Here is a 14,198-nt window from a genome sequence, read left to right on the forward strand (position 1 = left end):
GCTACCGCTTCACGGCCTTCAGGACCACGAACTTCGGGTCCGACGACACCACTTCACTGTTGCCGAACAGCCGTCGCAGCTTCACGTGGTACCCCAGGTGGCGGTTGCCGATCACCCACAGTTCGCCGCCCCGGCGCAGGGTGCGCCGGGCGCCGGTGAACATGCGCCAGGCCGTGGCGTCGGTGGTCGCCTGGTGGGAGTGGAAGGGCGGGTTGTTCAGGACCAGGTCGACGCTGTCGGCCGGTACGCCCGACAGACCGTCGCCGACCCGGAACTCGGCGTGTCCGGGCACGTCGTTCTCCCGGTACGTGGCCTGCGCGGACGCCACAGCCTGGAACGACTCGTCCACGAACAGCACCTCGGCGCGCGGATCCGCCAGCGCCATCGCCGTACCGACGACGCCGTTGCCGCAGCCCAGGTCCACCACCCGTCCGCCGTCCCTGCCGGCGGGCAGGTGCTTCAGGAAGAACCGGGTGCCGATGTCGAGGCGGTCGGCGCAGAAGACGCCGGCGTGGTTGACGACCGTCGCGCCCGACACCGGGCCGATGCCGCCGGGCAGCGTGTAGCGGTACGGCCAGGGGTTCGCGGGACGCTCCCGCGCGGGGTCAGGTGTGCAGAAGACCAGCCGGGCCTTCTTCTCGGCGAGCGAGGTCCTGGTCGGGCCGAGGATCCGCTCGAAGAGGTCCAGCGTCGAGGTGTGGATCTCCTTCACCATGCCGGTGCCGACGACGACCGTGCCCTCGTGCACCGCCGGCGCCAGCCGCAGCAGCTGGTCCTCCAGCAGCGCCAGGCTCTTCGGCACCCGTACGAGCAGCACGTCGATCCGGGCCGGCGGGGGATCCTGCGTGGTGAGCAGCCGGACCGCGCCCGGCTCGGCGCCGTTGCGGGCCAGGTTCGCGCGGGTCGCCTCCTGCCCGAGCCAGGAGTCGGTGATCTGCGTCGGCCGGTGCGCGGCGAGCGCCGTCACCAGCGCGCCCCAGCGGTCGCCGACGACCACGACCGCGCCGGACAGCGGGACCTGCCGGTCGGCGAGATGCCCGAGGAGATATTCGTCGGACGCGTCCCAGGCCCGCAGCCTGTTCCGTGGATCCTCGGGGAACCTGGCCAGCACCGGCTCGCCCCACGCAGTCGTCATACGGTCGTTCATCGTCCGACCAGGCTAGCCCAGCCGCAGCTCAGGGCGCGTCCGGCAGGATGGGAGGCATGGGAGGCATGGACGCCGGGCTGTTCCCCCGGGCACGGAGCGAGATCGCGTCCGGCGCGGTGCACGTGCCGGACTGGCTGGACGCGCGGGCGCAGCGTGAGCTGCTGGAAGCTTGCAGGGAGTGGGCCCGGCCGCCCGCCGGCCTGCGTACGGTCCGCACGCCCGGCGGCGGCACCATGACCGCCCGGCAGGTGTGCCTCGGGTGGCACTGGTACCCGTACGGCTACGCCCGCACCGTCGTCGACGGTGACGGCGCCCCGGTGAAACCCTTCCCCGGCCGGCTCGGCGAGCTGGGCCGCCGCGCGGTGACCGACGCGCTGGGCGCGGACGCCGCGCGCGGTGCCGCGTACGACATCGCGCTCGTCAACTTCTACGACGGCGACGCCCGTATGGGCATGCACCGTGACAGCGACGAGGAGTCGGACGCGCCCGTGGTGTCGCTGAGCCTCGGCGACACCTGCGTCTTCCGCTTCGGCAACACGGTGACGCGGAACCGCCCCTGGACGGACGTGGAGCTGCGCAGCGGCGACCTGTTCGTCTTCGGCGGGCCCTCCCGGCTCGCGTACCACGGCGTTCCCCGGGTGCACGCGGGCACGGCACCGCCCGAGTTGGGACTGGCCGGAAGACTGAACATCACGCTGCGGGTCAGTGGTCGGTAGTCCGCCTCCGGTTGCGGATCATGGGAGACTCGCCTCCATGAGCGGGAAGGCGGACCCCCGGCCGGCGGGGGAAGGGACCACCTCGAGGACGCGGCTGGACCGGGGGCGCGGCGCGCTCGGACCCGCGCTGGAGCTCGTGCACACCGGACGCGCGCCGACCCGCGCGGTGCTCACCGCCGAACTCGGCGTGACCCGCGCGACGGCCGGCGCGGTCGCCGCCGAACTGGAGGCGCTCGGGCTGATCCGGGTGGACGCCCGGCCCGGCGCGGCGGCCGGTTCGCAGGGGCGCCCCTCGCACCGGCTCTCGGTCGCCGAGGACGGGCCCGTGGCGCTCGCCGCGCAGGTGCACTCCGACGGTTTCCGGGCGGCCCTGGTCGGGCTCGGCGGCCGTATCGTCGCCACGGCGCCCGGCTGCGAGGTCGTCGACGCCGACCCGGCGAAGGTGCTCGGCTCCGTCGTCGCGGCCGGCGCCGAACTGCTGGAGGAGACCGGACGGCGGTGCGTGGGCGCCGGGCTCGCCGTGCCGTCGGCGGTGGCCGAACCGGAGGGGCTGGCCCTCAACCCCCTGCACCTGGCCTGGCCGGCGGGCGCCCCGGTGCGGGAGATCTTCGCCGAGCAGGTGCGCGCGGCCGGCCTGGACGGGCCCGCCTTCGCGGCCAACGACGTCAACCTCGCCGCCCTCGCCGAACACCGGCACGGCGCCGGGCGCGGCTCCCGCGACCTGCTGTGCGTGGCCACCGGCCACCGCGGGGTGGGCGGCGCGCTGGTGCTCGACGGGCGCCTGCACTCGGGCAGTTCGGGTCTCGCCCTGGAGGTCGGGCACCTCGCCGTCAACCCCGAGGGCCGTCCCTGCCACTGCGGCAGCCGCGGCTGTCTCGACGTCGAGGCGGACCCGCTGGCCCTGCTCACCGCGGCGGGCCGCGCGCCGGGCCCCGAGATGTCCCTGCTGAAGCAGGCCGACGACCTGATCCACGGCCAGTACGACGACCCGGACGTGCGCACCGCCACCGAGTCCCTCATCGACCGCCTCGGCCTCGGCCTCGCCGGACTGGTGAACATCCTCAACCCGGACCGGATCATCCTCGGCGGACTGCACCGCACCCTGCTGGAGGCCGACCCGGACCGGCTCCGCGCCGTCGTCGCCGACCGCAGCCTGTGGGGCCGCAGCGGCGGCGTCCCCATCCTCCCCTGCACCCTGGACCACAACAGCCTGGTCGGCGCGGCGGAACTGGCCTGGCAGCCGGTGCTGGACGATCCTCTTGGGGCACTGGTGTGACAGACGACGACCGCCCGACGTACAGAAAGCCGACTTCATGACCGACAAGCTCACCGTCAGCGTCCTGGGTACCGGCATCATGGGCGCGGCGATGGCCCGCAACCTCCTCCGCGCGGGGCACACCGTACGGGCCTGGAACCGAACCCGCGCGAAGGCCGAACCGCTCGCCGCCGACGGCGCGCACGTCGCCGGCACCCCCGCCGAGGCGGTCGAGTCCGCCGATGTCGTGCTGACCATGCTGTACGACGGCCCGGCCACCCTGGAGACGATGCGTCAGGCCGCCCCCGCCCTGCGCCGCGGAACCGTCTGGGCGCAGTCCACCACCGCGGGCATCGAGGGCGTCGCCGAACTGGCCGGCTTCGCCCGCGAGCACGGCCTGCTCTTCTACGACGCCCCGGTCCTCGGCACCCGTCAGCCCGCCGAGGCCGGACAGCTCACCGTCCTCGCCGCCGGACCGGTCGAGGGCCGGGACAGGGTGGCACCGGTGTTCGACGCGGTCGGCGCCCGCACCGTGTGGGCCGGGGAGGACGGGGCCACGGCCGGCGCGACCCGCCTGAAGCTGGTCGCCAACAGCTGGGTGCTCGCCGCGACCACCGCCGCCGGTGAGGCCCTCGCCCTGGCCAAGGCCCTCGACGTCGCACCGGACGGCTTCTTCGACCTCATCGCCGGCGGTCCGCTCGACATGGGTTACCTGCACGCCAAGGCCGGGATGATCCTCGACGAGCGGCTGACCCCGGCCCAGTTCGCCGTGACGACCGCGGCGAAGGACGCCAGACTGATCGTGCGGGCCGGTGAGCAGCACGGCGTCCGCCTGGACGTGGCCGCCGCGAGCGCCGAACGGTTCGAGCGGGCCGACGCCCGGGGCCACGGCGACGAGGACATGGCCGCCGCCTACTACGCCAGCTTCGACGACGACCCCACCACCTGACCGGCCGAGCCGCGAGCACGAAGGAGTCCGTAGTGTCCAAGCCCCCGCTTCCCCCCGAGGCACAAGACCTGCTGCGCAAGGCCAACCCCTGCGTCATGGCCACGCTGCGCTCCGACGGCGCGCCCGTGTCCACCCCCACCTGGTACCTGTGGGAGGACGGCCGCGCGCTGATCAACTTCGACGAGGGCCGGGTACGCCTGAAGCACGTCCGCCGCGACCCCCGCGTCACCCTCACGGTCCTGGCCGGCGACGACTGGTACACCCATGTCACCCTGCTCGGCCGGGTGACCGAGATCTACGACGACGAGGACCTGGCCGACATCGACCGCCTCTCCCGCCACTACACCGGCAACCCGTACCCGGACCGGGGGCGGGCGAGGGTCAGCGGCTGGCTCGAGGTCGAGCGCTGGCACGGCTGGGGCGCGATGAAGGACAGCGACCAGGCGGGCGGCTGACCACCGGCACGCCCGGCCGGGATTCCCGGCGAGGGTGCGTTCCGCATCTCTTGCCGGGCCTTTCCTCCAAGGAAGTCGACGCGGCCGTCCGCGTACTCCCCGCGAGGTACGCACAGTGCCGCCGGTCGTACGACGCCCCGGCACCCCTCGCGGGACGACGCTCGGAGATGTCGCACAAGGAGCGACGAGACAGCGCATCCGAGGAGATGGACGACCATGCAGACCCTGGCGCACTTCGGCGACGGCGGGCCCGGCCCGTGGATCCTGTTCCTCCCCGTGATCTGGGCCCTGGTCATCGGCGGCGGCATCGCCCTGCTGCGCCGCACGGTGTGGTGCGGACGCCGTGGGTCCGGTCCCGGACGGCCCGCGGTGGAGGACACCTCGCCCATCGCGGTGCTCGGCCACCGCTTCGCCTCCGGCGAGATCGACGAGGACGAGTACTGGCGGCGGCTGTCCGTCCTGGACGAGCGGTTCGGCCGGCCCGGCAAGGGCGGCACGCGATGACGGCCTGAGACGCCTCACCCCCGCTCCGCCCCGGGCACGGACGCGGCTCACACCCCGGCGGCGATGTTCTCGGTGAGGTGCGCCGGGCGGGGAGCCACCGGCTCCCCGCCGACCCGCCGACCCGCCGACCCGCCGACCCGCCGGTCGGCAGTGTCAGCCGGGGACGGTGGAGCGGGCGGGGGGCCGTTCGGCGTGGTGGTCCCCGGTGGTGTGCTCCACGAGGGCGACCTCCGCGAAGCGGTGGCCGGCGGGCTCGCCGGCCGTGATCCGCGGTTGCCGGTCCCAGGCGGGCACGGCGGTCGCGGACGGTGTCGGTAGGGTGAACCACACGATCTTGCCGGACTCGCCGTCCGGCACCGCGCCCCAGCTCTCGCTCATCGCGGCGACCATCGCCAGCCCGCGCCCGCACGTGGCGAGCGGGCTCGCGTCCGCCATGACCGGCAGGCGCGGGTCGTGGTCGTGCACCGACACCTTGAGCCGGTCGAGCAGCAGCTCGATCTCGACGGTGCAGGTCTTGTCGGGCTGGGCGTGCCGGTGGACGTTGGACAACAACTCCGTCACACCGAGCGATGCCCGGTCTATCAACGAGTCCATATGCCAGTAGCGCAACTGTGCAGATACGATTCTGCGGACTTGGCCGATCCGCGACGGCAGAGCTTGGAGCTCCACCGCGCAGTGCCTGCTTGGGTGAGTGATCACGGCTGCGACTCCCCGACGTGAGGTCCGGAAGAACACGGAAGACGGATCCAGCAGGGCGCCTGCGTGACACTGCCGCCTGCTGTCGTGGCCGGCGGGCTGGTTCGCAGCGTTATCGCCGGTAAACCCAGAGTGACGTGAGACCAGCGTGACGTACGAGGCGAAGTGACGCAAGTCACGGACATCTCAGGCGTCGCGCCCCGACGCCCGGCGCACGGCCTCGATGAAACGGCTGGCGGCGGGCGGGCCGGGTTCACCCGGCGCGGGGTCGTGATCGCCCAGGGTCAGCGAGTACCGGTTGCCGTTGAGGTCCGCGAGCGCCCGGTCCTCGGGCGCGAACCAGGGCCTGGACGCCCGTACCGCCTGCACCGGCGCGCTGTCGATCTCGCTGCCGTAGCTGGTGAGCAGCTCCAGCCGGCCTTCGCTGATCCGGACCTGGCCGGCCCGGGTGAGCGAACGCAGCCGCTTGCCGATCCGCACGCCCGTGGCCGTGAACTCCGGCTCCGCCATGCCACCCGCCCCCTTGTGCGCGTCGGTGTGCCGGACCGTGCTCCACGGGCCGGCTCCTGCCCAGCTCCAGTGTGCCCCCGTACGGGGCCCTGCTCACGCCGGTGCAGTCTGCCCGCACCCGCCGCCGAGCACCAGTGCGCACACCACCGTTCCCCGGGCTCGGGGTGCACTCGCGCCAATGCGCCCCCCTGTCGCCACGCTGCGCGCCCCAGGGGTGCCTTTGAGTGGCTCAAAGGAGTGTTTATGCAGGTGGGAGGTGGTGCGAATGATGCTTATGATCGGAGTACCGGCCGCGCGGGACGCCGTCGGCGCTCAGCGTAAGGAGCCCTGCCGTGAGCACTCCCCGACAGACCCTGACCGGTGCCACCCTCGACGTCGACCACAGCGACGCCGCCTACCGGGCCTGGCTGAAAGAGGCCGTGCGCAGGGTGCAGGCCGACGCCAACCGCTCGGCCGACACCCATCTGCTGCGCTTCCCGCTGCCCGAACGGTGGGGCATCGACCTCTACCTGAAGGACGAGTCGACCCACCCGACCGGCAGCCTCAAGCACCGGCTGGCCCGTTCGCTCTTCCTCTACGGGCTGTGCAATGGCTGGATCCGCCCGGACCGCCCGGTGATCGAGGCGTCCAGCGGTTCCACGGCCGTGTCGGAGGCGTACTTCGCGAAGCTGATCGGCGTGCCCTTCATCGCCGTCATGCCGCGCACGACGAGCGCCGAGAAGTGCCGCCTGATCGAGTTCCACGGCGGTCGGTGCCATTTCGTGGACGACCCCCGCACGATGTACGAGGCGTCCGCCGCCCTCGCGGCGGAGACCGGCGGCCACTACATGGACCAGTTCACCTACGCCGAGCGGGCCACCGACTGGCGGGGCAACAACAACATCGCTGAATCGATCTTCCGCCAGATGGAGTCGGAGCGGTTCCCGGAACCCGCGTGGATCGTCGCCACGGCCGGCACCGGCGGCACCTCGGCGACCCTCGCGCGCTACGTCCACTACATGCAGTACGACACCCGCGTCTGTGTCGCCGACCCGGAGAACTCGTGTTTCTTCCAGGGCTGGACCACCGGCGATCCGGGCGTCGCCTGCGACCGCGGCTCCCGTATCGAGGGCATCGGCCGGCCCCGTATGGAGCCGAGCTTCGTGCCCGGCGCGATCGACCGGATGATGAAGGTGCCCGACGCGGCCAGTGTCGCCGCGGTGCGGGCCCTGGAGCGGGTCATCGGCCGCAAGGCGGGCGGCTCCACCGGCACCGGGCTGTGGAGCGCGCTCAAGATCGTCGCGGAGATGGTGGCGGACGGGCGGCGGGGAAGCGTGGTGACGCTGCTGTGCGACCCGGGGGACCGGTACCTGGACAAGTACTACTCGGACGCCTGGCTGGACGGACAGGGCCTGGACATCGCGCCGTACACGGCGGCGATCGAGTCCCTGCTGCGGACCGGCGTCTGGCCCGGCTGAGAGCTATCCCGCGAGCCTGCGGTCCAGCGAGGTCACCGCGGAGCGGAACGCCCGATCCAGCCCCGGCCGGGCGGCCCTCGGCGCGAGCCGGAAGGGTGCGGTGCCGTCGGCCGCGAACGTCCACCGCACCCGCGTGCCCGTCCCGGCGGGGGCGAGCCGCCACTCCTCGGCCATGGCACGGGCGCCCGGCGCGTTCGTCACGTCGACGCGGTAGGCGTACACACCGGGCTCCTCGGCCACGAGGACCGTCTCGCGGAACCGGGTGCCGCCCCGGAGCCGGATCTCACGCCCCGCGCCGCCGTCGAGGGGGCGGGAGAGCGTGACCGCCCCGAACCACTCCGTCCAGCCGGTCACGTCCTCGGCGAGCGCGCGGTACACCCGTTCCGGCGCGGCGGCGGTCTCCCGCCCGAAGACCAGGCGTACGGGCGCCGCCCGGACGAACTCGTGTCCCACGGGGCGCAGACGGTGGGCCATGGGCGTGTCCCCTTCGACGAGTTCCCCGGCCCCGGCGGTCGGCTGCCGGGCCGTCAGATGTCCGCGGCCTCCGAGGTCTCCGCGTCTTCCGCGGGTTCGCCCGCCACGACCAGCCGCCGCAGATGCTCGGACACCTCCGCGCGCGCCCCCGCGGGCAGCCCGGAATCCGTCACCAGGGTGTCGACCTGCTCCAGGGACGCGAACGAACTCAACCCCACCGTGCCCCACTTGGTGTGGTCGGCGACCACGACCACCCGCCGGGCCGACTGCACCAGACGCCGGTTGGTCTCCGCCTCCGCGAGGTTCGGCGTCGACAGCCCCGCCTCCACCGATATGCCGTGCACCCCGAGGAACAGCAGATCGAAGTGGAGCGCCGCGATCGCCTGGTCGGCCACCGGCCCCACCAGCGAGTCGGACGGCGTGCGCACCCCGCCGGTCAGAACGACCGTGGCCGCGCCCTGCCGGGTCCCCGACGTGCGCTGCGCCGCGTGGAACACATCGGCCACCCGCACCGAGTTGGTGACCACCGTGAGGTCGGGAACGTCGAGCAGCCGGTGCGCCAGCGCGAAGGTCGTCGTACCGCCCGAGAGCGCGATCGCCGCGCCGGGGGAGACCAGTTCGGCCGCCGCCCGCGCGATGTCCTCCTTGGCGGTCGGCTCCAGGCCCGACTTGGCCTCGAAGCCGGGCTCGTGCGTGCTCGCCTCCACCACCGGGACCGCGCCGCCGTGCACCTTCTCCAGCACGCCCTGCCGGGCCAGCGCGTCGAGGTCGCGGCGGACCGTCATGTCCGACACGCCGAGCTTGCGGGTCAGCTCGTTGACCCGGACCCCGCCCCGGCGCCGGACCTCGTCGAGGATCAGGGTGCGCCGCTGCTCCGCGAGCAGGTTCTGATTCTCGCTCACGTACGCTCCGGTCCTTTCGCCGCAAACCGCCCGACACGCCCCGCACCCTCCGCGACGAGCAGGTTCCCGACCGTCATCGGTGCGCGGACGTCCCATCCTCGCATGCCGTGCCCCGCCCGGCGTCACCGGTGGCTCGTCGCGCACATGTCACTGATGTTCCGCATGTCGCTTGCCTGTCACACGGATCGGGGAGATTACGTGACGAGAGGTGCGAGCCGTTCCGCCACGGGAGATCCTGTGCCCGCACGGACGGAGCCGACGGGGCGTCACGGGGGAAGTGCGAATCAGTGAAGAGCGCGCAGCGAAACGGACCGGCCGGGGGCACCGAGGGGACCGCCCTGGAACTCCTGGTCCACGGGGTGGGCGGCACCACCCCCGAGGAGATGCTCGACGACCCGCGCACGGTGCGGATCACCGGTGACGACATCGCCGCCGTGTTCCGCCGCGCCGACGACGCCGACGCGGAGCACCGGCCCGCCGGACGGCGCGAGGGGCCCGTCCCCGAGGCCTACGTCTGGTGCAACCTCACCTCCGGGAACGGCACCCGCGCCCTGTGGCTGCTGCTGCTCCCCTTCATGGTGGTCAACCTCGCCCACTGGATGCGCCCCACCGCCCACGGCCGCCGGCGCGCGGTCCGGCTGTACGGGCTGCTGGTGCGGCTGGCCGGACTCAGCCTGACGGTGCTGCTCGTCGCGGCCGCCTGCGAGGTCGCCCTCGACCTGGCCGCCTGGCAGTGCGCGGGCACGCGCGCGTGCGCCGAACGGCACTCCTGGCTCGGCTTCCTCTCGCCCGGGATGTCCGACGGCGGCTGGTGGAGCACACCGGGCCGCAGGCTGGCGCTGGCCGCCCTGGTGCCGGCCGCCCTCACCGGCCTGCTGTGGTTCCTTTCCCTGCGCACCTGGAGCGCGTACGAGTCCCAGCAGCCGATGACCCACGACCCCGAGCCCGAGGAGGACGGCGGGCGCACCGCACTGAGCCGGCCCGGCTTCTGGTACGGCCGGCGCCTGGTCGCCCGGCTGCGCGCCGCGCACACCGCCGCCGGACTGCTCACCGTCGCCGCCGCGGTCGGCTCCGCCGCCGCCCGCCACGACCGCGAGCCGGGCGGCCCGGCCGTCCTGGGCGTCCTCGGCGTGCTCCTGGAGGCGGCGCTGGCCGCCGGGGCGTGCGCCGTGGTGGGGGTGGTGTGCCGACGGGGCCGCGCCGAACACCGGCTGGACGCCGGACTCGACCGGCACCTGGTGCGGTACCTGCCGCTCGCCGCGCTCGTCCTGCTCGCCCTCACCCTGCTCTACGCCGGGTGGGAGCGTCCCGGCTGGGAGTCGGCGGGCAGGCTGCCGGGCGACGTCACCTTCGGCGCCCTCGCCCTCGCCCAGGGCCTGCTGGTGATCGTGCTCGCCGGAGTCGCCCACAGCCTGCACCGCACCGACCCCGACCGGCGCGCCGCGGTACGGGGCCTGGCCGGACCGGCGGTCGCCATGCTCGCCTGCGCGCTGGGCGGCGTCATGTCCGGCGGTGTCTCCCAGCGGGTCTCCGACTGGCTGGACGGCACCGGGACCTCGATCCCCGGCCCGCCCGTGCTGCTGACCTGGCAGGCGTCCGTGATCCCGCCGCTGCTCGTCCTGGTGCTGCTGCTGTGCGGCCGGCTCGCCCGGCGCGCCTGGCGGACGGCGCGCGCGGAGCGTGCCGCCGTGGAACGCGAGTACCCCGGAGAGACGGGCGACCCCGGCCGCACCCGCCGTATCGCCTCCGTGCGCGCCATGGCCGCCCTCACCGACCGCGCACCACGCGTCCTCGCCGTCACCTCCGCCGCGACCCTGCTGCTGGGCGCCGGCGCCCTCGTCGGCGCCCTGACCACCGACAAGACACCCGGCGAGGCGGCACGGGGCTCGTACGCCGTCGTCCACGGCGCCGCCGAGACCGCGCAGGCGCTGGGCTCCTGGCTGATCGGACTCGGCTTCGTACTCCTCGTCGCCTCGGGCCGCCGCGCCTACAAGGACGCCTCCGCGCGGCGCACCATCGGCATCCTGTGGGACGTCGGCACCTTCTGGCCGCGCGCCGCGCACCCCTTCGCACCGCCCTGCTACGCCGAGCGCGCGGTGCCCGACCTGACCTGGCGGATCGCCACCTGGACCCGGGCCACCGGCGGCCGGCTGGTGATCTCCGGCCACTCCCAGGGCAGCGTCCTCGCCGCCGCCACGGCCTGGCAGCTCGCGCCGTCCACCCGCAGACGCGTCGCGCTGCTGACCTACGGCTCCCCGCTGGAGCGGCTGTACGGCCGCTGGTTCCCCGCCCACTTCGGACCGGACGCGCTCGGCTCCCTGCACCGGGAGGTCGACTGCTGGCGCAACCTCTACCGGCGCACCGACCCCATCGGCGGCCCGATGCGGCTGCCCGGCGACTGCGGCCCCGCCGTGGACCGACCCGCGCTCCAGGACCCCCTCGCCTACGGCCGCACCGAGGCGCACCCCCTGCCCTCGCCGATTCTCGGCCACTCCGACTACCAGGCGGACCCGGCGTTCGCCGAGGAACGGCACCTGCTGCTCGCCCGCCTGCGGCCGGACGTACCGGCACCCCGGCAGGTGGGGGAGCCCGATGACGCTCAGGGCAGCGCGGGCAGGTCCTCGGCGTAGAGCAGCGTCAGGTCGTCGGTGGTCGGCTCGTCGAGCTGGGCCACCCGGCTCGCGTGCCGCTCGACCATCGCCTCGAAGGTCTGCCGCGCGGTGCGCCCGTTGCCGAACGCGGGCCCCTTGGGGATGTCGGTGAAGTACGCGAGCACCGCCTCGTCGGCGCCCGGCGCCAGCCGGTACTCGTGCTCCTCGGCCTGCTGCCGCACGATCCGCAGCAACTCCTCGGGGCCGTAGTCGCCGAAGGTGATCGTCCGCGAGAAACGGGACGCCACACCCGGGTTGACCGACAGGAACCGCTCCATCTCGGCCGTGTAGCCGGCCACGATCACCACCACCGCGTCCCGCTGGTCCTCCATCAGCTTCACCAGCGTGTCGATGGCCTCCTTGCCGAAGTCGCGCCCGGCGTCCTCCGGGGAGAGCGCGTACGCCTCGTCGATGAACAGCACACCGCCGCGCGCCTTCTCGAACGCCTCCTGGGTGCGGATCGCCGTGGAGCCGATGTGCTCGCCGACCAGGTCGACCCGGGACACCTCGACCAGATGCCCCTGCTCCAGCACCCCGAGCGAGGCGAGGATCTCGCCGTACAGGCGGGCCACGGTGGTCTTGCCGGTGCCGGGGGAGCCGGTGAACACCAGATGCCGCTTGACCGACGCCGCCTTCAGGCCCGCCCGCTGACGGCGCCGGCCCACCTCGATCATGTCGGTGAGGGCGCGCACCTCGCGCTTGACGCTCTCCAGGCCCACCAGCGCGTCGAGTTCCCCGAGCACGGCCTTGGAGGCGCGGACCTCCCGCTCAGGCCCGGGGGCGGGCGGTGCCGGCTCGGCCGTGCGGGCGGCGGGAACGGAGCTCAGCAGGCCGGTGGTGTGGCTCACCGTCCGCACGGCGGCCGGCTCCGGTGCCTCCGCCGGCTTCAGGCTCCCGCTCTCGTCGCTGGTGCAGTCCTCCACGACGGGACCGCCCGAACCGGACGCCGCGTCGCCCTCGGCGAACTCGTACCCACCGCGCGCGCAGCGCTCCGTACGGCACTTCCGCAGCGTCGTACGGCTGCCGTCGATCACATGGAAGCCGTAGCCGCCGCTGCCCGTGACCCGGCAGCTCACGAAGGTGCCGCGGCCGCCCGCCGAGACGTAGACACCGGCCTCGGCGGGGGAGTCGACGGTGCAGCGCTCGACGGTCGGGTCGGCGCCCTTGGTGACGATCACGCCGGTCTGCACGCCGTCCAGGGAGCAGTTGTCGAGGGTGCCGCCGCTGCCGTGGTCGCGGAACCAGGCGCCCGTCGCCGCCTCCCGGATCCGGCAGTCGTCGAGCTGCGCGGTGGCGCCGTCGCTCACCGACACGGCCGTGTTGCGCACCTGCGTCAGATCGCTGTCGACGACGTCCGCGCGGGAACCGCGGTCGAGCACGAACAGGGCGTCCGGCACGTCGTGCACCCGGCAGGAGTCCAGTACGGCGGTGGCGCCGTCGCTCACCCACACCGCGGGGTAGTCACCGGTGCTGTCGAAGATCTCGCACTGGTTGGCGTCCACGCGCGTGCCCGGGTCCCACACCGACAGACCGTTGCGGCCGAACCGCCGCACGCTGGTGCGGGTCAGGGTGAGCACCGAACGGGACCGCAGGTCGACCGCGTTCTCCGGGATGTCGTGGATCCGGCAGTCGGCCAGCGTCAGCACCGCGTCCGTGTCGAGCGTGACGCCGTCCCCGGTCGTCCGGTGCACGTCGCAGTCGGTGAGGTGCGCGGTGGCCCGGCCGGTGACCTGGACACCGCTGCCCCGCACCTCGTAGACCTCGCAACCCACCGCCTCCAGCGCCGAGTTGTCTCCGGTCGCGGTCAGTCCCGAGCCCGAGGTGTGGTGCACCCGGCAGCGCTCAAGGCGGGGGTGGGCGCCGCCGTGCACGGTGACCCCCGCCTGCCCCGCGGCGACCACCTCGCACTCCTCGAACACCCCGCCCCCGCCGTCCAGTACGGCGATGCCGGCGCCCGCCGGATTGTCGACCGTGCAGCGGCGCACCGTGGGCCGGGCGCCGCCGCGCACCTCGATGCCGGCCGCGGACCGGGTGACCACGCGTATGTCGCGCAGCTCCGGGGTGCCCCCCTCGACCAGCACGGCCGGGGCGGTGGCGTCCTGCCCCTCCACGTGCAGGTCCTGGACCACCGCCGAGGCGCGCACGGTCAGCGGAACACCGTCCGGGGGCGCGATGCGCACCGAGCCGGGTGAGCCCTCGGGGCCGCGCAGGGTCACCGCCCGCTGCACGACGAGGTTCTCCCGGTAGGTTCCGGGAGCGACGGTGAGGACGTCGCCCTCGGCCGCGGCCTCCAGGGCGGCGGCGAGCGATGCGTACTCACCCGTGCGGCGCCGCCACCTCGATGTGCCGGTGTGCGTCACCTGGACCGTGCCCTGTGCCATGGCGTAGCTGTGCCCCCACCTTGTCGTACGTGGCTCGTTCGCGCGCGTGTCGCCGCCGATCGGTTCGGCCGGACCACCGTAGCGTGCGCGCGGGCACCGGG

Annotated in this window: 13 protein-coding genes; 7 read left to right on the forward strand and 6 right to left on the reverse strand. The window is 73.9% G+C overall.

The features are described 5' to 3' along the window. Window position 1 precedes the first annotated feature (1 nt). Entirely contained in the window at window positions 2–1,135 is a 1,134-nt protein-coding gene (locus ACIA6T_RS20555) for a methyltransferase (RefSeq protein WP_399447899.1), read from the reverse strand. A 77-nt stretch (window positions 1,136–1,212) separates the two neighbouring features. Here ACIA6T_RS20555 and ACIA6T_RS20560 point away from each other — a divergent pair, with 77 nt between their 5' ends. The 5 genes from ACIA6T_RS20560 to ACIA6T_RS20580 all read left to right on the forward strand — a co-directional run bounded on the left by ACIA6T_RS20560 (window position 1,213) and on the right by ACIA6T_RS20580 (window position 5,026). Continuing rightward, window positions 1,213–1,863: an alpha-ketoglutarate-dependent dioxygenase AlkB family protein gene (locus ACIA6T_RS20560; protein ID WP_399447934.1), complete on the forward strand. Its 651-nt coding sequence runs from the start codon at window positions 1,213–1,215 to the stop codon at window positions 1,861–1,863. 37 nt (window positions 1,864–1,900) lie between these two features. Then, window positions 1,901–3,139, forward strand: coding sequence for an ROK family protein (locus ACIA6T_RS20565; protein ID WP_381222206.1), 1,239 nt, complete (start codon window positions 1,901–1,903; stop codon window positions 3,137–3,139). 37 nt (window positions 3,140–3,176) lie between these two features. Beyond that, entirely contained in the window at window positions 3,177–4,067 is an 891-nt protein-coding gene (locus ACIA6T_RS20570; protein ID WP_399447900.1) for an NAD(P)-dependent oxidoreductase, read from the forward strand. 32 nt (window positions 4,068–4,099) lie between these two features. After that, on the forward strand, window positions 4,100–4,522 hold the full coding sequence (locus ACIA6T_RS20575; protein ID WP_399447901.1) for a PPOX class F420-dependent oxidoreductase: 423 nt from the start codon (window positions 4,100–4,102) through the stop codon (window positions 4,520–4,522). A 216-nt stretch (window positions 4,523–4,738) separates the two neighbouring features. Beyond that, window positions 4,739–5,026, forward strand: a complete 288-nt coding sequence (locus tag ACIA6T_RS20580; RefSeq protein WP_399447902.1) for an SHOCT domain-containing protein — start codon at window positions 4,739–4,741, stop codon at window positions 5,024–5,026. A gap of 153 nt (window positions 5,027–5,179) precedes the next feature. Here ACIA6T_RS20580 and ACIA6T_RS20585 read toward each other — a convergent pair whose 3' ends face one another. Both ACIA6T_RS20585 and ACIA6T_RS20590 read right to left on the reverse strand, forming a co-directional pair. Next, entirely contained in the window at window positions 5,180–5,725 is a 546-nt protein-coding gene (locus ACIA6T_RS20585) for an ATP-binding protein (RefSeq protein ID WP_399447903.1), read from the reverse strand. A gap of 183 nt (window positions 5,726–5,908) precedes the next feature. Further along, window positions 5,909–6,232 carry a hypothetical protein gene (locus ACIA6T_RS20590; protein ID WP_399447904.1) on the reverse strand — a complete coding sequence of 108 codons (324 nt, stop codon included), beginning with the start codon at window positions 6,230–6,232 and terminating at the stop codon, window positions 5,909–5,911. Between the two features lie 332 nt (window positions 6,233–6,564). Between ACIA6T_RS20590 and ACIA6T_RS20595 the strand changes: the two genes are divergently transcribed. Then, window positions 6,565–7,689, forward strand: coding sequence for a PLP-dependent cysteine synthase family protein (locus ACIA6T_RS20595; protein ID WP_399447905.1), 1,125 nt, complete (start codon window positions 6,565–6,567; stop codon window positions 7,687–7,689). Between the two features lie 3 nt (window positions 7,690–7,692). Here the strand turns inward: ACIA6T_RS20595 and ACIA6T_RS20600 are convergent, their stop codons facing one another. Both ACIA6T_RS20600 and ACIA6T_RS20605 read right to left on the reverse strand, forming a co-directional pair. Continuing rightward, the gene (locus ACIA6T_RS20600; protein ID WP_399447906.1) at window positions 7,693–8,163 is read right to left on the reverse strand and encodes an SRPBCC family protein; all 471 of its coding nucleotides are present in this window, start codon (window positions 8,161–8,163) and stop codon (window positions 7,693–7,695) included. Between the two features lie 53 nt (window positions 8,164–8,216). Next, the gene (locus tag ACIA6T_RS20605; protein WP_085573928.1) at window positions 8,217–9,065 is read right to left on the reverse strand and encodes a DeoR/GlpR family DNA-binding transcription regulator; all 849 of its coding nucleotides are present in this window, start codon (window positions 9,063–9,065) and stop codon (window positions 8,217–8,219) included. Between the two features lie 287 nt (window positions 9,066–9,352). On the opposite strand from ACIA6T_RS20605, the gene ACIA6T_RS20610 reads away from it, so the two are divergent. Further along, window positions 9,353–11,695, forward strand: coding sequence for a hypothetical protein (locus ACIA6T_RS20610; RefSeq protein ID WP_399447907.1), 2,343 nt, complete (start codon window positions 9,353–9,355; stop codon window positions 11,693–11,695). On the opposite strand, the gene ACIA6T_RS20615 is transcribed toward ACIA6T_RS20610, so the two are convergent. After that, on the reverse strand, window positions 11,665–14,097 hold the full coding sequence (locus ACIA6T_RS20615) for a right-handed parallel beta-helix repeat-containing protein (RefSeq protein WP_399447908.1): 2,433 nt from the start codon (window positions 14,095–14,097) through the stop codon (window positions 11,665–11,667). The genes ACIA6T_RS20610 and ACIA6T_RS20615 overlap by 31 nt on opposite strands. Window positions 14,098–14,198: the final 101 nt, after the last annotated feature.

This window comes from Streptomyces sp. NPDC051740, from assembly GCF_044453165.1.
Lineage (GTDB): Bacteria > Actinomycetota > Actinomycetes > Streptomycetales > Streptomycetaceae > Streptomyces > Streptomyces atrovirens.